Source organism: Methanoregula sp., assembly GCF_041663825.1.
GTDB lineage: Archaea > Halobacteriota > Methanomicrobia > Methanomicrobiales > Methanospirillaceae > Methanoregula.
In genome coordinates this window covers 46496-66643 of the sequence record NZ_JBAYLY010000011.1, presented here as the reverse complement: position 1 = coordinate 66643, position 20148 = coordinate 46496, and the positions used below count along the sequence as shown (strand labels likewise).

Sequence of the window (20148 nt, the reverse complement as noted above, 5' to 3'; positions counted from 1 at the left end):
CGAAGCCAGAACCCGGAATTGAACCGGGATTCACTGATCTGCAGTCAGTCGCGTAGCCTTTCCGCCATCCTGGCATAATCTGTATTCACGATTGTGAATCCGACCATACTAGATAACAATCGTGAATATTTATACATTCTCCAATCGGCGGGTTTTTCCTGATCGCCATAACCGTCGTAAATGTCGGTTTTTTACCCGGAATGGGTATGCCGGATAGAGATATTGCACGCGTGCGAATCATACGCGCTGGTAATCGGAATAAGGAATTTCCCCAATATTATACTTATCTCTAAAATACAAGATGCGTCCCGGGTGGTTGCCGGGACGCGGGTGTTCTCCTGCCAGCAAAAATGATCCCCTCCAACCCTGCGGTTGCATTGAGGAAGGTGCATATGGAAAGGGCGTACCTCGTATTCTCCCGGATAGACCGGGTGTTAAGGTACTGCCATCACATCGTCATGGACCGGCTGGCCATGGCGGGACAACAGGAGTGCCCGAAGCTGGCAAATGTGCCGGTTATACTCTGTCTGTGCCGGTTGGTGCCGGAAACGATTGAACAGAGGAGTAATATCCCGCCAGGGATGCCCGAAGAGACGATGGCCTCTGCGGTACCCCGGTCGTTTCGTTCCGGCAGGTGTCCCTCGTATGACTTTTCCGCGAGAGCGGATACCGCCAGGATCAGGGTGAGTACCCCGATGATGAGGGTAAAAGTTGCGAGGTTTCTTCTTTGTGGTGCCATATTTCGTATTTCTTGTTCACGAAGGTGAACGGATATACTCTGGCGTATTTTTATTTGAACCCTGTAATACCCGCACATTTTGCTGCATTCCTCGAAAAAAGCACATACTGACGGTGAATGCCGCTCTCATCTCCCTGAATATGGCCGGCCCACCGGAGCTGGTTTCCTCATCCTGAACAGGATCGTGCTGTAACCCCGGGTGCGGGATGCATTTCTCGCATATATAACGGCATTTTGCGGCAGATCGTGCCGCAGTGGTACCATTATTACTGATTACCGCGTCACATATGGGATTAACAATTGTGAATATCCGTCGAATCACTGTTTGTGGTTCCGCCATGTACAGGTGCATACCGTTACAGGAAATTTTCCATGATCTCCGTCCTCTACGTCGATGATGATTCGGGCCTTTTGGATATCGGGAAAATTTTTCTTGAGAAAATGGGTAATTTCTCGGTCGAGACCTGCACGTCCGCGCCCGAGGCACTCAAGCGGCTGGAGCAGACGTCTTATAACGCCGTGCTCTCGGATTATGATATGCCGGTGATGAACGGCATCGAGTTCTTAAAAGCGGTCCGGGTGCAGTACCCCGCACTCCCGTTTATCATCTTTACCGGGCGGGGACGGGAGGATGTCGTGGTCGAGGCGATCAACAACGGCGTAGACTTCTACCTCCAGAAGGGGGGCGAACTCAAATCCCAGTTTGCCGAGCTGTCCCACAAGCTCCGTATCGCGGTGGAACGCCGGCAGTCGGGAGAGCAGATCCGGCACCTGGCCCGGCTATATGCCGTGCTCTCAAAAACGAACGAAGCCGCCGTCAACCTCAGGAACATGAACGAGCTTCTCACGGAAGCCTGCCGGATCGCCGTCACGGAAGGCGGATTTTTAATGGCATGGTGCGGGATGTGCCGGCGGAACCGCACCCGTTTTGAAGCCGTCGCTCACTGCAGCTGCGCGGGAACGGCGTCGGGCATGGCTGCCGAACCCGGGACCGATCTCCCGCTGGACATGGCCCCAACGAGCATGGCCCTCGCGGAGAACCGGTATTTTATCTGCGCCGATAACCGGACGGATCCCGGGGTCGCCCCGTGGAGGAACAAACTGCTCTCCTGCGGGTACCGCTCCAGTGCCGCGTTCCCGATCTGGATTGACGATCATGTGATCGGCGTGATGACCATCCATGCCGCAGAGCCCAACTTCTTTTCCGAGGAAGAAGTCCAGCTCCTTGTGGAACTGACCGATAATCTCTCGTTTGCCCTTGAGATGATGGAGAAGGAAAAGAAACGCGAAGAGGTCGAGGAACTGCTCGGGATCACCCAGTTTGCCATCGACCGCGCCGTCGATGCCGCATATCTGGTCAACAGGGACGGGCGGTTTTTATACGTCAATACCAAGACGACCCGGATCTTCGGGTACTCCTATGATGAGATGCTCTCGATGAAAATCCCCGATATCGACAGCCGGTTCCAGCCGCCGCAATCAGGATCATGGAAGGATCATCTCAACGATATCAGGACAAAAGGCGCGATGATTTTTCAGACCGGGCAGAAACGAAAAGACGGGGAGATTGTCCCGGTGCAGATCACCGCCCACCACCTGAATTATGCCGGGAAAGAGTATATCTGGGCGTTCCTGCGCGAAACACAAAAAAGCGATATTTATTGATCCTTTTTGAGCCGGGCAAGGATCTTTGCCGTAGTTTCGAACCTGGGCTTTTCTTCCCTTTGAACGGTCTGGTAAAACTCGCAGTTGAGGCAGTTACCGATCTTTGCGGCATAGGTTCCCTGTACCTTTCCGCCGCACATCGTGCCGGTGAGTGCCCAGCATGCACGACCGCCATTTTTGCCGCCATTGACGCCGTCGGTCTGCGTCTCCGTGGATGCCGGGCAGATCCCGAGTTCGGCGACTTTTGCCCCCCCGGGTTCGCGCCCGCATTTCTTGAATTCCCAGCAGTTCTGTTTTGCCATGAATAGTTACCTCCTTTGTGCCGTGTCAGGGCGCATCAGCCCGGGGAACGGGTCTGGTGCGGAGTACTTTATCGTGCCGCATCAGATACCTGACCTCCCGGGTGCCCGGTTGTCGTGGTTGCCCATGGAACCGGTGGCGTGTTCTTTCTCTTTTTTACCTGCACGATATGCCCGGGTGTTTCCGGGCACTGTCAACGAAGCCAGGACCCGGATTCGAACCGGGTTGTAGCTGATCTGCAGTCAGCCGCGTAGCCACTCCGCCATCCTGGCAGGGTTTGTTCACAATTGTGATATCGACATACCAGTGTAGGTACGGGAATTATTTAAGAGATCTTTTTTCGGCAAGATTTTCCCGTGTCCCGGTATGGCACGAACCCCGGTCAGAGATCGCGCTGGGGCGTGAGGTCGCAACCCGTGCAGGGCAGGCACATGGTCCGTGCCGCACGCACGTCAAGGCCGTGGCGTTCGAGTGCCGCCTTGTTGATCCGGGTCAGTTTTATCAGGCGCTCCGATGACGGCCGTTCGACGGAGATCTCTCCTTTCCTCAGCGGGTGCGGGGAGATCGGGCGCAGGTTGGGGATCACGCCCATCCCGGTGAGGGTTTCAACTCCCTGCCCCACGCATTCGTCGGTCTCGCCAAGCCCGATGATGAAATTCGAGGAGACGTTATTCTTCCCGAAGACCTCCACGGCACCTTTGAGCGCTGCGAGGATCTCATCGAGCGAGAGGTTCGGGCATACCCGCCGGAAGATCTCGCGGTCCATGGTCTCCACGTTGTACTTGATCTCCGATGCGCCTGCTGCATGGAGATCCTCTGTGGATGTCGCTGTCGGGTAGATGGATACACCTATGGGGAGATCGAAACGGCCGGCAAGATGACGGACGATCTGCGTCAGGTACGCCGCCTCTTTCTCCGGCGATTCGGCGACACCGCTCGTGAGGGAGATCGCCGTGATCTTCCCCCGTGCTGACGCTGCTTCAACGAGTGCTGTGATCTCGTCGATCGTCTTTACCCGGCCGTGCAGGATCGGCACCGGGCAGAACTTGCAGTCAAAGACGCACCGTTCGCTCACCGTGATATAGGCCTGTTCCGGGCAATGGCAGAGGGGCAGTTCGAGCTGGCCGCAGGCGATGATCCGCCCGTCTTTCTGGATTGCGACGCCGTTTTTAAAAGGGATCACCTTGAGTGGCGATTCTTTTTTTATGGAGAGCCGGACCCGGCGGGTGCCGGAGCGTACGAAGAAGGAGGAGCCCCCGGCGCCCGGGCCGGCGGTCGCTGTGGTTTTCATATCGGCAGGCAGTAACGAGGCATCGATATCCGCGCTCCCGATGTTGATCAGGAACGCTTTTGTTTCAGCAGTAAGTCCCTGTTCCATCCCATTTCACCCCTTGAGTTAATTAAAAAACGGTTCCCGACGGGAGGTACACTCCCGTGGAGAGCAAGCCAAGGCCCGGATTCGAACCGGGTTGTAGCTGATCTGCAGTCAGCCGCGTAGCCACTCCGCCACCTTGGCAGGGATAGTCACTCTTGTGACATCGCATAATTCCGTTGACCGGATGGTTATTAATATGCTGATTTCAGGGCATTTTTTGCCGCAAAAAGAGCGGGTGATATGCCCTGCCGGGTATCCCGGATCCAAAATTGCCGTATTTCCCCGGATTCCGGAGTGTTCAGGCATCTTTGGCTTACACGTCCGTGTTTTTATGATTTCTCCAGAAACGTATTAGCCGGCTATCTGCCGGTGCAGCACGGTCTCCCGACAGCAGTTCGCTTTCTGCGATTTTATCGCGAAAAATGCGGGCGTGTCCGCACAATAATCTGCGGCCAGGAAAAAAGGAGACCCATGCAGACATTCCTCCCGGGGGATATAAACGGGAGGACACCGCGGGAAAGCCATCGGGGATTACAATGGTAATTAAAAAAGAGTACACGTATATCATCGCAGCAGTTGTCATCATCGCTATCGCAGCTGTTGCATTCTATGCCTTTACCGGATCGAGTACGACAACAAGTGCGACAAAAACCACGGCCGCTGCCTCGTCCGGGACACAAACGCAGCTAAAATCATTGAATGTCGGGTACCTGCCGAATAACGGGCACGCCCTCATATTCATTGCAAAAGAGAAGGGGTACTTTGAAAAAGAGGGGCTGGATGTAAATCTCTTACAGTTCCAGAACAGTGCAGAGGGTACCAATGCCATCATCGCAAAGAAAGTCGATGTCGGTGGCTTTGGCCTTACACCCTTAATCTTCGTATCAAAGGGCGCCAATGAGACGATCATCGGGGGTCTTGACGGGGATGCTGCCGGTCTTGTTGTCACCGCGGACAAGGCTGACCAGTACAAGAACCTGACAACGTTCAAAGACCTTGTGGCCCTGAAAGGAAAGACGATTGCCACCGTCAGGGCATCAACCGGGGACATTCATTTCCGCGACGCCTTAACGCAGGCAGGCCTTGACTTAACAAAAGACATCACGATCCAGGAACTTGCAAACCCGCAACTTGTTCTCGACGCAGTCAAGGCCGGCAAGGTTGACGCCGGGCTTGTCTGGACGCCATACATGGAGCAGGCCCAGAGCCAGGGATTCAAAGTAGTTCTTTATACCGGGGATCTCTACCCGCATCACCCGTGCTGCCGTATCGCCGTACTGACGGATAACCTCAATACCAACCGCGACACGTATGTCAAATTCGATCGGGCACTTATCGAATCCTATAAGTGGCTCAAAGAAAACCCGGATGCATCGGTCGATATCGTCGGAAAATACGTCCCTGTGAACAGATCGATTCTTCAGGATGCCATGACCAACGGAAAAACCTACAATTCCCCGGATCCCAACAAAAACGGGATTGACAAGATCTACACGATGATGAAAAACATGAACTACATCAACACAACCGTCAATATCGACGATCATGTCGACACATCGGTGTACAAACAGGCACTGGACGAACTTGTCAGGGAAAATCCGTCTGATTCCTTCTATGCACAACAGGAGACGGTATACCAGACCCTGGACACCTGAAAAAAGGATACCCGGGGATAATCACTTTTTTTAATTTCATTGGGGCAGTCATCTGCACACAAGAGAAGAATCCTGTTATTTTACTCTCTCAGAGAGAAGGCCGGATTCGCCGGTATTACGCAGGAGTCCGGCAAGGTGGGATTGTCCTTGCCCTGCCGAGACGTTTGTTTTTTCATGAATGAATCGATTTTTAGAACCTTAATTTTAGAACCGTAATAATATCCGGCTCCGCACGGGTGCAGCAGACCCGATGCTGCACGGATTGTACTAGTTTCCTCAAACGTTCCCGGATTGTGTTGGTGTCGTCAACTTTTGCTTAAATGCGACCTGATTAACATTCCCATGCTGAATATGCCTGATGTGGCAGGGTTCACTCCTGTCCGCCAAAGGAGATAACAAATGACGCCAATGAAGTCAGAAGGTATGAAACAGAGTGGTGGTTGTCGTGCGACGGCCATGATGACTGTCTCAAAGTGTATGGACATGCGGATGGAGAAAGCCCTGTGCGATTTCCAGGCCGTGATGTCACAATGCATGGCGCAGTGCATGACCGCTCACTCGGCAAAATCCATGCCGATGAATGCATCCATGATGAGCTCCATGAACGATCTCATGATGATGATGACCAGATGCATGGACTCGAAGTGCATGGACGCACCCATGACAAAATCCATGAAGGGTCTCATGATGATGATGACCACGTGCATGGACTCAAAAAGCATGGACGCATCCATGATGAAGTCGATGAGCGATCTCCAGATGATGATCTCCTGTCACATGGACGCCATGTGCATGGATTCCAAGTGCATGGGTACAATGTCCATGGATTCCAAGTGCATGGACGCACCCATGATGAAGTCGATGAGCGATCTTCAGATGATGCTCATGAAATGCATGGCGCAGTGCATGGAGACCGAGTGCAAGGTCGCCCCGGGCATGATGTCAGACTGCACAGAATCCCGGATGAAGCGGGCCCTCTGCGATCTCCAGATGATGATCCCCTCATGCATGTCCGAATGCATGAATGTCCAGTGCGCCGGCTGCAAGATGCCGATGAACTGATCCGTCCATCCACGCCGAAGAGATATCCGGATAAAACCGCTTTGGCCGGGAACGGGGTTGCGGGAACACCACCCTGGTTCCGGACCACCCGGTTTATCGGGCCGGTCTTTCCTGGTTCCTGTTGGCAGGGTGGCGAGGGCAGGCAGCGATTTGTGACCCTTGTGCCCCGGGGATATCTGAATTGTTGCGAAGAGTAATGCCGCTTGCCGCTAATTCACGGAAATCCGCGATTATGTGACAAGGATTGCTCCCTTATCAGCGTATAAATCTGTTTTTGCTATTAGTATTACTACAGAAGAGCGACCCTGAGGGAACCCTGAGGGGTGACGCTCTGATACCGTTTGCTTTAAAAAAAGCAGTCACAAACGGGAAAAAACGTCGCGACAGGATACAGCAGCGTAACAGGGGCTTTCGTCAGGAGGCCCGGGTTTTTGGGGTAAAAAGGATCCGCGTACAACGAATCATGCCTTATCGGAAATGCCGGGCTGTCCGAAAAAGACCGGGCTGGTGGCGGTTTTGCCGCCTGTCCTTGTTTTTTCGCGTTTTTTGCCCGGGTCAGATAAAAAGGAGTTTTCATGGCAACTATCGATCTGCAAAATATCAGCATGGTATATGGCCTGAACGGGTCGAGCCATACCGCACTGGACTCGGTCAATGTGCATATCAGCGACGGGGATTTTATCTCGCTTATCGGGCCGTCGGGCTGCGGCAAGAGCACGATCATCGACATTGTCTCCGGCCTCAAAAAACCCTCCGGCGGAGAGGTGCTCCTTGACAATGTACCGGTGACGGGGCCCGGGACGGACCGGGGTACGGTCTTCCAGGACTATTCGCTCTTTCCCTGGATGTCGGCCTTTGAGAACATCCGGTTTGCCCTGGAGCACACGGAAGGCATCAGCGGAAAGGAGCGGATCGATGCAGAAGCAAAAAAGTACATCGATCTGGTCGGCCTGACAAACTTCGCCAACGCGTACCCGAACACCCTCTCCGGGGGAATGCGCCAGCGGGTCTCGATTGCCCGTATGTTCTCCATGGACCCGAAGGTCTTTTTGATGGACGAACCCTTCGGCGCACTGGACTCCCTCAACCGGATCTACATGCAGGATCTCCTGCTCCACCTCTGGGCGCAGGGAGAGAAAAGGAAGACCGTCCTCTTTGTCACCCACGATGTAGACGAGGCACTTCTTCTCTCAGACCGGATCGCGGTCATGTCGCCGTCACCGGGCAGGATCAAGGAAGTTATCGACATCCCGTTTGCCCGGCCCCGGTGCAGGAAGACCCTTGCCGCAAGCAGGGAGTACATCCAGCTCAAGTCCCATCTCCTCTCTATCCTGTACTGCGAGATGCTGGACGACATCGAAAAACAGGAACAGAAACTGACAGGGAGTGAATCAGCCGCATGACCCTTTCCCTGAAACTGTCAGCCGAAGGATACGTGGTCATCGCCATTTTGATCGTCACCCTGCTCCTTGCCGTGGCGATCCCGGATGCGCCAAGCCAGGTATCGCCATCGGGCACGACCCTCTTTGCCGGCATCATCATCTTCCTCCTTGCCGCGTTTGTGGCAAGCCTCCTCTACCACCCGAAGGAGGGCCAGGCAGTAAGCGACATCTTTCTGATTATTTCCCTCTTTGTCCTCTCCTGGGAGATCGCATTTGGGAAACTTGCGCTCCTTGACCCCATGCTCTTTCCCGGGCCGGCCCGGGTCTTTGCCGTCTTCGGGAACGATTATGCGCTGATACTCAAAGGGCTCGTCAACTCCTTAGGGCTCCTCGGGGCCGGCTATGCGCTTGCCCTTGCAACCGCGATTCCCATCGGCCTGTACCTGGGGTGGAAAAAACGTCTCTTTAACGCGGCATACCCGATCGCAAAGGCCATCTCCCCCATTCCCCCGACCGCGTACCTCCCGTACACGATCGTGCTGCTCCCGACCTTTGCCTCGGCGTCGATCTTTTTGATCTTTATTGGCGCTTTCTGGCCCATCCTGATCGGGGCCGTGTACGGGGTTCATAGTATCGACCACCGGCTGATCAATTCCGCCCGGACCCTGGGGCTCTCGGAAAAGGACATGGTAAAAAAGGTCCTCTTCCCCGGGGCGCTCCCCTCGATCTTCTCGGGAGCGATGATCGCGTTCATCCTGTCGTTTATCACGCTTACGGTCGCCGAGATGCTTGCCGCGACATCGGGCCTCGGGTGGTACATCCAGTACAACCACGACTTTGCCAACTACGACAAGGTGGTCGCCGGGATCATCGTTGTGGCTCTCGTTGTCATCGTACTGATGTACTTCTTTGACCGGATCCAGAACTACTGCCTCCGGTGGCAGACCCCGTGACTGACAAAAATTGCCGAAGTGTAAACAATCATATGGTGTCCTTTATAAAAGTGGTAAATACGAACCCGCCGGTACATCAATCGGGATTCCATGACAACGAGGGGATGCAACAACAGGAGGTGAATGATGGGTGAGCAGGCAGTTTTTTTCCGGAAAGCGGAGACGTACCGGGTCATGATCGATACCGACGGGACCGGGCATATCCGTATCATTAAAAGGATGAATTTCCGGATGGTGCTTGCCCTCTTTAAGGAGCTCTACCTGGAGATCCACAAGGGTTCCGGCCGCAGCCCCCATATCATCATTCACGTCTCGCAGTCCCTCTACGATGAGATGTCCGAGAACCTCAAGGAATTCTTACTCTTCTGTTCCGCATGCCTCGACGGGACGTTTGAGCTGTCAATTGTGGAATGACAGGGAACCCCGAGAAACAGGCATCAGCCCGTTTCTCTTGGCTACTTTTGACTAATTCGGTGGAATTCAGAAAAGGAAACCGAATGCTCCTAGGCTCCCATAGTATAGATCACAGAATTGATGCTGTTCAAGAGAATAATTCACAGTTGAAAGTATATTATTCTGAAACAATTATGTAACAACTGAGGTTAAAAAATGTCTTGGGCAGACTTCTATTCCGAGATAATCGAAGAAATTGACCGGCTTTCCGAAGACAAAACTAATGGATGCTATTCCCCATTTTTTCGAGGTTTATCAAAAAAATCTCATAACTTGTTGCCCGCTTTATTTAGAGGCATAGACATTTCTCAGGATCTTCAGTATTCAAAAGATCAAGAAATGACCGTATATTACGATTTTCTGAGCAATTCATCAAATTTTCATTCAAACTGTGTGAAAGATTCTTGGGAAGTACTTTATGCGATGCAGCATCATGGAATTCCGACAAGGCTTCTTGATTGGACGGGAAGTTTTGCGGTCGCATTATATTTTGCACTACGCAATTATGATGCTACTAAAACTCCCTGCGTGTGGATATTGAACCCTAAAATGTTAAATAAAAAATCTGTGAAAAAACCACGAATCATCAGTATTGAGGAAGGACAGTTACTTGATTATAAGAAAATGTTTGTAACACGTGAATTCGAGGAAAAGGCATTTGAAAATCCTATCGCGATATTTCCTGTTAAAAGTCATCCTCGTATAACTGCTCAAAATAGTTTTTTTACAGTGCACGGTTCTAATTTAAATCCGTTAGACAAAATTTACTCAAACGATGTTGTCAAACGATTCGATATACCAAAAGAAGTCATTCCCGACGCGTTAAAATTTTTAAAGATGGCAAATATGAACGAATTTGCGTTATTTCCAGACCTTGATGGATTGGGCCGTAGGATTAAGAAAATATATTTTTCGGATTAATCAAAGTTAATAATGTGTTATTCTGGAATGCACTCTTGACATGTGCACTTGCGCACTTTTTGACGTTAACACAAAAAGACAAAGTGTTGAGTTATTCACGTTGACTTTCTTAAAAAAGACGAACTCCCATAATCCTTGATTAACCCTTATTTTGCATAATTGCGGCAAAAATTTCTCGAATCCTGTGGATTATATCACGTAAAATCAACCTCATGAGATGTGACAAGGGTTATTCCAGAATCAACCAGTTCCCCGGCGGGTACGCCTCCCGCTCCGAAGAGACCGCTCCCTGTTTCGCGTGCAGACACCTTCACGGAATCTGTTATACGGGAGATGACCCGGCTTGCCCTGAAGCACGGTGCGGTCAACCTTGCACAAGGATTCCCGGACTTTCCCTGCCCGGACGAACTCAAATCTGCGGCTGGTGAAGCGATCGATGCCGACGTTAACCAGTACGCGATCACGTGGGGGTCAAAAGAACTCCGCGAAGAGATCGTAAAGAGGGTGAAAACCTACAACGGGATGGCATTCGATCCCGAAACCGGGATAACCGTGACCTGCGGCTCGACCGAAGCGATGCTCGCCTCGCTTCTCGCAGTCATCACCCCCGGCGAGGAAGTCATCGTACCTGAGCCTTTTTACGAGAATTACGGCCCCGATGCGATCCTCTCGGGTGCCGCCCCCCGGTATGTACCCCTCGGGGACGATCTCTCCATCGATGAGGAGTCGTGGAAATCGGCATTCTCAAAGAAGACAAAGGCGATCATCCTCAACACCCCGAACAACCCGTCGGGGAAAGTCTTTTCAAAAAAGGAACTCTCGTTTATCGCCGACCTCTGTCTTGATTACAATGTCATCGCGGTCACCGACGAGATCTACGAGCACATCCTCTACGACGGGCATAAGCACGTCTCCATCGGATCGCTTGACGGGATGCAGGACCGGACCATCACGATCGGGAGTTTTTCAAAGACCTACAGTGTTACCGGCTGGCGGGTCGGGTATGCCCTTGCAGACCCGGATCTGACGAACCGTATCCGTAAGATCCACGACTTCCTGACCGTCGGTGCCCCGGCCCCGCTCCAGCAGGCCTGCGCAGCAGCCCTCCGGCTCCCGGCCTCGTATTACCGGGAGCTTGCCGCGGATTACGACAAGAGACGGAAGATCCTCTACAACGGCCTTCGCGAGGCAGGGTTTGCCTGCGAACTGCCCGAGGGAGCCTATTACATCTTCACCGATATTTCCGAATCCGGGAAAACCGACGTGGAGTTTGCCCGTCACCTCATAGAAAAAGCCGGCGTCGCCGCTGTTCCCGGCAGTTCGTTCTACCACGATGGCGGAGAGACAAAACTCCGGTTCACGTTCTCCAAAAAAACCGAGACCCTGCAGGAAGCCTGCAGACGGCTCGAAAACGCATTTTAAGGTGCCCTTATGACTGATAAGAAATACTGGGACAAGGAAATCGAAACAATGCCCCGTGACAAGCTGGAGAAATACCAGCTCAAACTGCTCAAAAGCGAGATTGCCGTTGCACGAAAGGGATCGCCGTATTACAAGAAGGCCCTTCCGGATGTCAATTTAAAATCAATTGACGACCTCCGCAAGTTCCCGTTCGTGACGAAACAGCTCATGCGCGAACGCCAGCAGGCGAGCGAACCGTTTGGCGACATGGTCGCTGTCCCTGAAAAGGACATTGTCTATATCTCCGCATCGAGTGGTTCGACCGGTGTCCCGACCGCATCACCGTTTACCGCACAGGACTTCGATGACTTCATCGACTGCGAGGCCCGGCTCTTCTGGAGAAGCGGGATGCGGCCCAAGGACCGGTACATCCACGCCCTGAACTTCTCGCTCTTCATCGGCGGGCCGTGCGTGCTTGGCGCACAGAGGCTCGGGGCGCTCTCCATCCATGCCGGGTCGATCCCCTCCGACAGACTGATCAACTTCATCAAGCAGTTCAAGCCCAACTGGACCTGGACGACACCGTCCTATGCCTGGTACCTGGGCGAGACCGCGAAAAACGCCGGGCTCAACCCGGCCAAGGACTTAAGCCTCAGGAATTTTATCTGCTCGGGAGAACCCGGCGCCGGGATTAAGGAGACCCGGGAGAATATCGAGGCGCTCTGGGGCGCAAACCTGTACGAGTATTACGGGCTCTCGGATATTTTCGGGGCCTGCGCAGGGTCGTGCACGGAGAAATCCGGGATCCACATCGAAGAGGACCACATGATTGTCGAAGTCCTCGACCCAAAGACCCTTGAACCGGTGGGAGAAGGGGAACGCGGCGAGATGGTGCTCACGACCTTAAAGAAGCGTGCCCGGCCCTTAATCAGGTTCCGGACCGGGGATATTGTCACGTATACTGATGAGAAGTGCAACTGCGGCCGTACCCACAAGAGGCTGCTCGGCGTTCACGGCAGGACTGACGACATGCTCATCATCAAGGGTGTGAACGTCTTCCCCAGCGACGTCGAGGCGGTTGTCCGGGGCCTGGATTTCCTGACCGGCGAGTACCGGCTGATTGTCACCCGTGAGAAGCACCTCGATGTGCTTACGATTGAAGTCGAGAATCTCAAAAAGACGGTTCCCGAAGTCCAGGACATTGTCGCGACCGCCATCAAGGCAAGGCTCGGTGTGAAGGCAGGTATCATCGTACACCCGCCGGGGACACTCCCCCGCGAGACTCACAAGGCAAAGCGGATCATCGACAAGAGAACGAAGGTCTGGGGATAAGATTCCCGGGGGATCCGGAGGATAAGAACCGGAACCGTGCCGTCACCGGGAAAATCCCGGTCTCTTTTTTGCACGGCTCCGATTGATTAAAAAATGCCGGACTGGCCGGCAAAAATAAAAAAAGGATGTGGATATCATCGCTGAAATTCCTGAAACTGAATATGTCCTGAAATGCACGTCGGCCTGTGCCGGCTGCGGGGACTCGCTTGCCCTGCGCTATGTGCTCAAAGCGGCAGGGCCGGATACCGTGCTCGTGATGCCCGCCGGCTGCACGGCCGCATTCCAGGGGGTCTACCCGAAGACTGCCTATACCCTGCCCGTGGTCAACATCGCCTTTGCGGCGGCAGCCTCGTGCGCATCGGGACTCAGCACGTTCCTGCGGGCGAAAGGAAAGAAGACAAAAGTCGTGGTCTATGCCGGGGACGGTGCGACGCTTGACATCGGGCTCTCGGCGGTTTCGGGCGCATTCGAACGCCGCACCGATTTCCTGTATGTCTGCTACGACAACGAGGCATACGGGAACACCGGGATGCAGCGGTCCGGCGCGACGCCGCTTGGCGCAAAAACGACAACGACCCCGGCCGGGAAACCCGAGGTAAAAAAGGACATCGACACGATCATCGCCGCCCACGAACCGCCGTACCAGGCGACCGCTTGCGCCTCGTATCCCCAGGACCTGTTCAGGAAAGTCCAGAAAGCCCTCACGTTTACCGGCCCGACATTTGTCCACGTCCTCTCGCCCTGCCCGCCCGGGTGGCGGTACTCTGCGGAAAAGACGGTTGAAGTCGGCAAACTCGCGGTAAAGTCCGGCATGTGGGTGCTCTACGAGCGCGAGCAGGGAAAACTCACCATAAGCCCCCCCTCGAAAGCCGCGATGAAAAACCCGGTCCCGCTTGAAGAGTACCTTGCGCTCCAGGGCCGGTTCAAAGGCATCGATGCAACAACCGTGGAACATCTCAAGGAACGGATCGCCGGGAACTTCCGGCGGCTTGCGGCAGAGGAGGCAGAGCCATGAGAAAGATCGCGACGGGAAACAAGGCGGTAGCCGAAGCCGTCAAGCAGGCCCGGCCCGACGTGGTCGCCGCGTACCCGATCACGCCCCAGTCCGAGATCGTGGAGACGATTGCGGAGTACATTGCGACCGGCAAGCTCGAAAGCCAGTTTATCCCGGTCGAGAGCGAGCATTCGTCGATGGCTGCCTGTATCGGTGCGAGCATCGCGGGGGCGAGGACATTTACCGCGACAAGTTCGCACGGCCTCGCATACATGCACGAGATGACCAACTGGGCGGCCGGCGCACGGCTTCCTGTCGTCATGGTAAACGTGAACCGGGCGCTCGCCCCCGGCTGGAACATCTGGGCGGAACATTCCGACGCGATACAGGAGCGCGATACCGGCTGGCTCCAGGTCTTTGTCTCGACCGTGCAGGAAGCCTACGATACGACGCTCATGGCGTTTCGGATCGCGGAGCACACCGACGTCCTCCTGCCGGTGATGGTGAACCTGGACGGCTTTACCCTCTCGCATATCATGCAGCCGCTCGACACCGTAGAGCCGGGCGATTTCATCCCGCCGGTCCATACCCCTCATCCGGTCGACCCGGCCCATCCCGGGGGGTACGGGACGATCACCGGCCCGGCCGACCAGTTCCGGTTCCGGTATGAGATGGAGCGCTCGATGCAGCAGGCAAAGGCTGTCATCGGTGAGACGGAGCAGGAGTTTGCCCGGCGTTTCGGCCGGGCGTACGGTGCGGCCGAGGAGTACCGGGCCGGGGATGCGGACGTGGTCGTCGTGGCTCTTGGAACGCTCGGGAAAGAGGCGGAGGTTGCGGTCGATATCCTGCGAAACGAGGGGATCAAAGCAGGATCGGTCCGGCCCCGCTGGTTCCGCCCGTTCCCTGACCTGGATCTCGCCGGGAAGGAGGTCGTCGTGATCGACCGGGATTACTCGTTTGGGTTTGGCGGCGTGCTTGCCCATGCGATCCGGTCAAAGAACCTGACAAAGGTGTACAGCGTGATCGCCGGCCTTGGCGGGCAGGAAGTGACGTACGATGATATCGCGGAGTTTGTCCGGCACCGGCGGATCGGGGAAGAGTTCTGGTTCGGGGTGAACGACCGTGTATGAGATCCGGATCCACTCCCGGGGCGGGCAGGGCGGCGTGACCGCGGCCCGACTCCTTGCGACTGCCGCACTCCATGACGGGAAGTTTGCGACCGCCTGCCCGTTCTACGGCGCCGAGCGCCGGGGGGCGCCGGTGGTCTCATTTGTCCGGATCGACGACCGCCCGATTAAGGTCTACAGCCAGATCCACGAGCCGGATCTCGTGGTGGTGCTCGATGCGAGTGTCATGGACGTCGTCGATGTGCTGCACGGTCTCAAAACCGGCGGCCGGGTGTTCATCAACAGCGCCCATCCCCGGGAGTTTGCCGGGTTTGCTGCGCATCACGCGGACCTCACCGGGATAGCCCTGAAGGAAAACCTCGTTGTTTCAGGGAGCCCGATCCTCAACACCCCGGTCATCGGGGCACTGGCAAAGCTTGGGATCATATCGCCCGGCTCGGCGACATCTGCGATCCGGGAGATGTTTGCCGATGAACGGAACGTGCGTGCGGCCGAGGCCGCATACCGGGAGATGATCGTATGAGCCAGAAAAAGAGCGAGTATGTTGCCGTCAGCAGGCCGGTCCCGGGCTCTGCCGGCCAGACCGGTTCGTGGCGGGTCTTTCGGCCCGTTGTCGACAAAGAACAGTGCAATGCATGCGGACTCTGTGCGGTGTACTGCCCGGATGCCGCGATTGATAAAGAACTGGACATCGATCTCGCGTTCTGCAAGGGCTGCGGCATCTGCGCAAACGAGTGCCCGAAAAAGGCTATTGCGATGGTCAGGGAAGAGAAATAACTTTTTTACCGGCGGCCCGGGTCATTCAGGTTGTTCCTCTGCCGGCACCGGTTCCGTGCGCATACCGGGAATATTACCTGACCCCCCTCATTTTCCCGGGTAGTTGTAAGGTTCATTGCCGCCAGTTCTGGATAATTCGCACAGATCGGGATTTTTTGCTCATTTATGTGCATTCATATAGGTACCCTGCCCAGCAGTACCTGTGTCAGTACGGACGATCTCCCGGAAATGTACCCGCAAAAACCGGCTATCCCTACAGTCTTTTCTCGACAGGAGAACCGTTTACTGCAACCAGTGTTACTGTCATGACCCGCGGCACTGCTCCCGCCCGGAGGATCGCACTGCTGCTGCCCCGCGGCAGGCCGGCCTGAAGAATGGCGATGCGGAACTGTTTTTCTGAATTGGGATGCTGATCGGCCGGCCCTGACCGCCCCCCACAAGAGGGGGGGTCGCACCAAATTATGCATGACCCCCCCTACCGGTACGACCCGTTTTTAAACCTCAAATACATCTGTTTTTACGTCATAGAATCCCGCAAAATAGTGCCCCGGGATCCCAAAATATGGTGGGGGGGTCGTACCCTGTTTGAAACACCGGCCCGGGCCATGAAAACCCCGCGATCCCGTGCACATAATTTCAGCACAACCTGTTCCCAGTTTTCACCGTAAATATCCGCGCAGTACAGTTTTTTGAACCGGCCGGAAAACAGGATCATGAATTTTAAAAAAATGACCGGATCCAATCCTCAAAAAGAGGGGGGTCACACTAAATTATGCATGACCCCCCCTCATTTTGCCCTAAAAAAGATGCGGTTTTAAGGGATGAACCGGGTGCCCGGGCTGCCCGGTAAAAATGACCGGAAACTATGTAATACAACCACCCGTTTATCTGTTATCGCGAAAGGCGGCAGAGAACAAAATAAGCCCCGCTGCCCCGTGAAAAATTCCCGTGCTGATCACCATGGCCATATTCAGACAAAAGACAGAGAAAAGAAGTGCCGTCCTTTACCTTCCCACGCCCTTTCCTGACATCAGGGCGTTTACTGCGCTCGTCCAGTTAGTCATCATGAACAACCCGTTCGGGTGCACGTCCTATATGACCGACAGGAAAAACCATCCGCCGGTCGAGAAAATCCGGGAAATGTACACCGCGAAATTCGTGTACATCGGTACCGGCCGCCTCCAGACCGGGTCGGGCTCGGAGATCTACGACACCCTCGAAGGGTACGAGGACGGGATTGCCGCGGTCGTCTCAAACACCGCAAACGCGATGGCACACCGGGGGAAGGCAAAACACACTCCCGACGCCGACCTCTTCGCCGTGACCCTCCAGTGCCATGAACCAGACGATACGCTCTGGTTATTCAGTGTCTCACGCGACCGGATCACGATCTCTTCCTACCAAGATGATGCGGTAAAAAAGCGGGTCGATGCATGGGCAAAAACGGTGCCGGCACTGCAATAAACAGTCCCCTGTCGGCAGGTACCTCAACATTTTTAGGGTACAGGTGAGCGAACACTCCGGATCGCACATCCTTGTGCGGTTCAAAAAAAACTGCCCTTACCATTCAGTGCCGGGCATCGGCATGCGCATCGAACGCCGGCACATAGGGTTTGATATCCAGGAGCGGCGTGCCGTCAAGGATGTCCACATCTTCTATCGTTATCACGTTACCCTCGACACCCACGAGCCGGACGACCGAGAGGCCGATCGCGTTCGGGCGTTTCGCCGACCGGGTCGCAAAGATGCCACGGGGAACGGGATCAAGGAAGGGGGTGATCGTCAGGCTGTACCCCGTGGACCGGTGCAGGGCGTATAAGAGGATGATATGCGAGAACCCGCCAAGATCCGCCAGGCCCCCCACAAGATCGCTCCTGATATCGACGCTCCCCCGAACACCCCGGGCTCCCACAGGCTGAATGGGCATATCGGTGACATCGGAAAACGGAGAATGGATCGTACCAATTGATGTGTAGGTGAAGGCCGTGTCCTGGTCGGGCGCAGTAGGCATAGATAAGTATCGGTGTACGCACGTAAAAAACCGGTGTCTTCGGCAGCTTTTGTACATGCAGCAAAAATGCGCGGTGAGAATGCGCGGCACATACTTGTATGATTACTGTGCATATTAAAAGAAGAGTTGCCCGACAGGAAAATACAGGCAATATTTGTCTTAAATGACCATTGTGTCAAAATTTGCCAGTATTTTACCTGTGGGCGATGCCTGCTCAAGGGGGGAGGTGAAGCGAAAGACTTAACAATTGTGATTTCTCACTTAGTTATGGTGATTCCACTATGAGGGATCGTCTTTGTTGTAAACACAAACGAATCTGACAAACCGTTTGCTCGGCTCGGGCACCTGCCCCCGTCAGCAAAACTGGTGTATAAAGTGCTGGAAACAAGCGGACAACTGACGCAGAAGGATCTCATCCGCGAGACCTCGCTGCCATCCCGGACTGTCCGGTATGCATTAAACAGGCTCAAGGCAGAGAAGTTCTTGATCGAACACTACTACTTCATCGATGCCAGGCAAAGCCTGTACGGCCTGAACAACACAAAGCCGCAGGAAGAGGTGGTCGCTGCATGATGCGTCCTATGCATACAACCGGCACGTTCCTATCCAGATAGGTTCTGTGGTAAAGCCTCCCATGGGCCTCCCTTTTTTTCCGCGTTTAATATTCCAATAACGAATTTTTAATGGTCATTCCGACCCATCCGTGACCCAGTGAGTAGTACATGTCTCCGGTCAGGGTGGAAAAAAGGGTGGGCTTCTTCATATGCATTCGAGGGCATAGGCAAGGTCGGCGATAAGATCCTCAGGATCCTCAAGGCCGACCGAGAGCCGGAAGATCCCGTCGCCGGCAAAGGCCCGGTAGGACTGCTCCTGTGCCGGGGTCATCCTAAAGGAGGTCCGGAGCATCTCCGATGTCGGGAGGTAAAATACAAGGCTCCGCTGGTGGCCGAGCGAAACGGCATAGAGGATGACCGAGAGCCGGTCGGCGATGATCTTTGCCGCACGGGCGCCGTCCCTGACCTGGAAGGTCACCATGCCGGAGAAGTTGGTCAGCTGCCTCCGTGCGAGTTCGTGCTGGGGGTGCGAGGGAAGCCCGGGATAGATGACCCGGATCACCTTCGGGTGCGATTCGAGGAACCGGGCGACGGCTAGGGCGCCCTCCTCGTGGGCTTTCATCCGGAGCGGGAGGGTTGTTGCGCCCCGCTGGATGAGCCACGCGTTGAACGGGCTTAAGATCCCGCCGGTCCGGATGGCGACGTCTTTTTTTATCCGTGCCATGTCCTGTGCCGTTCCAAGGATGGCCCCGCCGATCGCGTCCCCGTGGCCGCAGATATACTTGGTGAGGGAGTGGATTACGAAGTCAGCACCGAGCCGGATCGGATGGCTTCCGATGGGGGAGGAAAAAGTGGCATCCACGGCAAACCGGGCCTCGTGGTCGTGGGCAATCTGACTCACCGCTTCAATATCGGTGAGACGGAGGATCGGGTTTGAGGGCGACTCGGCGTAGACGAGTTTTGTGTTAGGCCGGATCGCGTCCGCCACATTCTGCGGGTCCGACATATCGACTTTGGTCACCGCGATACCGAGCCGGGGGATGAGTTCGTTTGTCATCTCGGCCGTTGCCGCATAGGAGACATCGCTGATGACAAGATGGTCGCCGGCTTTTAAGGTGTAGAGGAAGAGTGCCGTGACGGCGGCCATCCCGCTCCCGAACGCGATGGCAGCTTCCGATCCTTCGAGTGCGGCAAGCTTGTGTTCCAGCTGGTCGACCGTGGGGTTCTTCCACCGGGTATAGAGATACGGGGTCGCATCCCCGAAGTCCTCTGCCGAAAACGAGGTACCGGCATCGGCGACAAAGGCAGTCGACATGACGATCGATGGAGCCGCGGCGCCGGTGACCGGGTCCGGGGACTCCCCGGCATGGATGGCGGTAGTGCGGATCCCCCGCACGGGCTGGTGGTTTTCTGTCATGGTATCGCACCGGTCCCGCCGGGCCGGGAA

20 protein-coding genes and 3 tRNA genes are annotated in these 20148 nt (G+C 55.0%); 15 read left to right on the top strand and 8 right to left on the bottom strand.

Going from position 1 to position 20148, the window contains the following annotated elements:
* Window positions 1-3 precede the first annotated feature (3 nt).
* Together WCX19_RS07075 and WCX19_RS07070 are read right to left on the bottom strand one after the other, a co-directional pair.
* Window positions 4-74: transfer RNA gene (locus WCX19_RS07075), tRNA-Cys, on the bottom strand.
* A 374-nt stretch (window positions 75-448) separates the two neighbouring features.
* Window positions 449-739 carry a hypothetical protein gene (locus tag WCX19_RS07070; RefSeq protein ID WP_373006562.1) on the bottom strand — a complete coding sequence of 97 codons (291 nt, stop codon included), beginning with the start codon at window positions 737-739 and terminating at the stop codon, window positions 449-451.
* Window positions 740-1111: 372 nt separating this feature from the next.
* Here WCX19_RS07070 and WCX19_RS07065 point away from each other — a divergent pair, with 372 nt between their 5' ends.
* The gene (locus WCX19_RS07065; protein ID WP_373006560.1) at window positions 1112-2404 is read left to right on the top strand and encodes a response regulator; all 1293 of its coding nucleotides are present in this window, start codon (window positions 1112-1114) and stop codon (window positions 2402-2404) included.
* Here the strand turns inward: WCX19_RS07065 and WCX19_RS07060 are convergent.
* The 4 genes from WCX19_RS07060 to WCX19_RS07045 all read right to left on the bottom strand — a co-directional run bounded on the left by WCX19_RS07060 (window position 2398) and on the right by WCX19_RS07045 (window position 4220).
* Window positions 2398-2706: a two-CW domain-containing protein gene (locus WCX19_RS07060; protein ID WP_373006558.1), complete on the bottom strand. Its 309-nt coding sequence runs from the start codon at window positions 2704-2706 to the stop codon at window positions 2398-2400. The genes WCX19_RS07065 and WCX19_RS07060 overlap by 7 nt on opposite strands.
* A gap of 198 nt (window positions 2707-2904) precedes the next feature.
* Window positions 2905-2976 (bottom strand) — tRNA-Cys (locus tag WCX19_RS07055).
* Between the two features lie 110 nt (window positions 2977-3086).
* Window positions 3087-4082, bottom strand: coding sequence for a radical SAM protein (locus WCX19_RS07050; RefSeq protein WP_373006556.1), 996 nt, complete (start codon window positions 4080-4082; stop codon window positions 3087-3089).
* A gap of 66 nt (window positions 4083-4148) precedes the next feature.
* A tRNA-Cys gene (locus tag WCX19_RS07045) sits at window positions 4149-4220 on the bottom strand.
* Window positions 4221-4615: 395 nt separating this feature from the next.
* Here WCX19_RS07045 and WCX19_RS07040 point away from each other — a divergent pair.
* From WCX19_RS07040 to WCX19_RS06980, 13 genes are all read left to right on the top strand, one after another.
* Window positions 4616-5734: an ABC transporter substrate-binding protein gene (locus WCX19_RS07040; RefSeq protein ID WP_373006554.1), complete on the top strand. Its 1119-nt coding sequence runs from the start codon at window positions 4616-4618 to the stop codon at window positions 5732-5734.
* A 399-nt stretch (window positions 5735-6133) separates the two neighbouring features.
* Window positions 6134-6796 carry a hypothetical protein gene (locus tag WCX19_RS07035; RefSeq protein WP_373006552.1) on the top strand — a complete coding sequence of 221 codons (663 nt, stop codon included), beginning with the start codon at window positions 6134-6136 and terminating at the stop codon, window positions 6794-6796.
* Window positions 6797-7371: 575 nt separating this feature from the next.
* Complete coding sequence (locus WCX19_RS07030; RefSeq protein ID WP_373006550.1) at window positions 7372-8199, top strand: ABC transporter ATP-binding protein; 828 nt, start codon at window positions 7372-7374, stop codon at window positions 8197-8199.
* The gene (locus WCX19_RS07025; protein WP_373006548.1) at window positions 8196-9131 is read left to right on the top strand and encodes an ABC transporter permease; all 936 of its coding nucleotides are present in this window, start codon (window positions 8196-8198) and stop codon (window positions 9129-9131) included. The genes WCX19_RS07030 and WCX19_RS07025 overlap by 4 nt, the downstream gene beginning before the upstream one ends.
* 123 nt (window positions 9132-9254) lie before the next feature.
* Window positions 9255-9545: a hypothetical protein gene (locus WCX19_RS07020; RefSeq protein ID WP_373006546.1), complete on the top strand. Its 291-nt coding sequence runs from the start codon at window positions 9255-9257 to the stop codon at window positions 9543-9545.
* Between the two features lie 195 nt (window positions 9546-9740).
* Window positions 9741-10505 (top strand): FRG domain-containing protein, encoded by a 765-nt coding sequence (locus tag WCX19_RS07015; protein ID WP_373006544.1) that lies wholly within the window; start codon window positions 9741-9743, stop codon window positions 10503-10505.
* 219 nt (window positions 10506-10724) lie between these two features.
* Window positions 10725-11927 (top strand): pyridoxal phosphate-dependent aminotransferase, encoded by a 1203-nt coding sequence (locus WCX19_RS07010; RefSeq protein ID WP_373006542.1) that lies wholly within the window; start codon window positions 10725-10727, stop codon window positions 11925-11927.
* 9 nt (window positions 11928-11936) lie between these two features.
* A complete protein-coding gene (locus tag WCX19_RS07005) occupies window positions 11937-13238 on the top strand; it encodes a phenylacetate--CoA ligase family protein (RefSeq protein ID WP_373006540.1) in 1302 nt (433 codons plus the stop codon).
* Between the two features lie 136 nt (window positions 13239-13374).
* Window positions 13375-14253 carry a thiamine pyrophosphate-dependent enzyme gene (locus WCX19_RS07000; RefSeq protein ID WP_373006594.1) on the top strand — a complete coding sequence of 293 codons (879 nt, stop codon included), beginning with the start codon at window positions 13375-13377 and terminating at the stop codon, window positions 14251-14253.
* On the top strand, window positions 14250-15362 hold the full coding sequence (locus WCX19_RS06995; protein ID WP_373006538.1) for a transketolase C-terminal domain-containing protein: 1113 nt from the start codon (window positions 14250-14252) through the stop codon (window positions 15360-15362). Before WCX19_RS07000 ends, WCX19_RS06995 begins: the two co-directional genes overlap by 4 nt.
* The gene (locus tag WCX19_RS06990) at window positions 15355-15882 is read left to right on the top strand and encodes a 2-oxoacid:acceptor oxidoreductase family protein (RefSeq protein WP_373006536.1); all 528 of its coding nucleotides are present in this window, start codon (window positions 15355-15357) and stop codon (window positions 15880-15882) included. The genes WCX19_RS06995 and WCX19_RS06990 overlap by 8 nt, the downstream gene beginning before the upstream one ends.
* The gene (locus WCX19_RS06985; protein ID WP_373006534.1) at window positions 15879-16136 is read left to right on the top strand and encodes a 4Fe-4S binding protein; all 258 of its coding nucleotides are present in this window, start codon (window positions 15879-15881) and stop codon (window positions 16134-16136) included. The genes WCX19_RS06990 and WCX19_RS06985 overlap by 4 nt, the downstream gene beginning before the upstream one ends.
* Window positions 16137-17084: 948 nt before the next feature.
* Window positions 17085-17600: a hypothetical protein gene (locus WCX19_RS06980; protein WP_373006532.1), complete on the top strand. Its 516-nt coding sequence runs from the start codon at window positions 17085-17087 to the stop codon at window positions 17598-17600.
* Between the two features lie 103 nt (window positions 17601-17703).
* Here WCX19_RS06980 and tsaA read toward each other — a convergent pair whose 3' ends face one another.
* The gene (gene tsaA / locus WCX19_RS06975; protein ID WP_373006530.1) at window positions 17704-18147 is read right to left on the bottom strand and encodes a tRNA (N6-threonylcarbamoyladenosine(37)-N6)-methyltransferase TrmO; all 444 of its coding nucleotides are present in this window, start codon (window positions 18145-18147) and stop codon (window positions 17704-17706) included.
* A gap of 375 nt (window positions 18148-18522) precedes the next feature.
* Here tsaA and WCX19_RS06970 point away from each other — a divergent pair, with 375 nt between their 5' ends.
* Window positions 18523-18720 carry a winged helix-turn-helix domain-containing protein gene (locus WCX19_RS06970; protein ID WP_373006528.1) on the top strand — a complete coding sequence of 66 codons (198 nt, stop codon included), beginning with the start codon at window positions 18523-18525 and terminating at the stop codon, window positions 18718-18720.
* A gap of 186 nt (window positions 18721-18906) precedes the next feature.
* Here the strand turns inward: WCX19_RS06970 and WCX19_RS06965 are convergent, their stop codons facing one another.
* Window positions 18907-20118 (bottom strand): PLP-dependent aspartate aminotransferase family protein, encoded by a 1212-nt coding sequence (locus WCX19_RS06965; protein WP_373006526.1) that lies wholly within the window; start codon window positions 20116-20118, stop codon window positions 18907-18909.
* Window positions 20119-20148: the final 30 nt, after the last annotated feature.

Bases quoted from the DNA above. Each gene is read 5' to 3' on its own strand.
- tsaA (WP_373006530.1), bottom strand. From the start codon at position 18,147: ATGCCTACTGCGCCCGACCAGGACACGGCCTTCACCTACACATCAATT.
- WCX19_RS07070 (WP_373006562.1), bottom strand. From the start codon at position 739: ATGGCACCACAAAGAAGAAACCTCGCAACTTTTACCCTCATCATCGGG.
- WCX19_RS06985 (WP_373006534.1), top strand. From the start codon at position 15,879: ATGAGCCAGAAAAAGAGCGAGTATGTTGCCGTCAGCAGGCCGGTCCCG.
- WCX19_RS06995 (WP_373006538.1), top strand. From the start codon at position 14,250: ATGAGAAAGATCGCGACGGGAAACAAGGCGGTAGCCGAAGCCGTCAAG.
- WCX19_RS07015 (WP_373006544.1), top strand. From the start codon at position 9,741: ATGTCTTGGGCAGACTTCTATTCCGAGATAATCGAAGAAATTGACCGG.
- WCX19_RS07050 (WP_373006556.1), bottom strand. From the start codon at position 4,082: ATGGAACAGGGACTTACTGCTGAAACAAAAGCGTTCCTGATCAACATC.
- WCX19_RS07040 (WP_373006554.1), top strand. From the start codon at position 4,616: ATGGTAATTAAAAAAGAGTACACGTATATCATCGCAGCAGTTGTCATC.
- WCX19_RS07065 (WP_373006560.1), top strand. From the start codon at position 1,112: ATGATCTCCGTCCTCTACGTCGATGATGATTCGGGCCTTTTGGATATC.
- WCX19_RS07005 (WP_373006540.1), top strand. From the start codon at position 11,937: ATGACTGATAAGAAATACTGGGACAAGGAAATCGAAACAATGCCCCGT.
- WCX19_RS07025 (WP_373006548.1), top strand. From the start codon at position 8,196: ATGACCCTTTCCCTGAAACTGTCAGCCGAAGGATACGTGGTCATCGCC.
- WCX19_RS07035 (WP_373006552.1), top strand. From the start codon at position 6,134: ATGACGCCAATGAAGTCAGAAGGTATGAAACAGAGTGGTGGTTGTCGT.
- WCX19_RS07060 (WP_373006558.1), bottom strand. From the start codon at position 2,706: ATGGCAAAACAGAACTGCTGGGAATTCAAGAAATGCGGGCGCGAACCC.
- WCX19_RS06965 (WP_373006526.1), bottom strand. From the start codon at position 20,118: ATGACAGAAAACCACCAGCCCGTGCGGGGGATCCGCACTACCGCCATC.
- WCX19_RS07020 (WP_373006546.1), top strand. From the start codon at position 9,255: ATGATGGGTGAGCAGGCAGTTTTTTTCCGGAAAGCGGAGACGTACCGG.
- WCX19_RS07030 (WP_373006550.1), top strand. From the start codon at position 7,372: ATGGCAACTATCGATCTGCAAAATATCAGCATGGTATATGGCCTGAAC.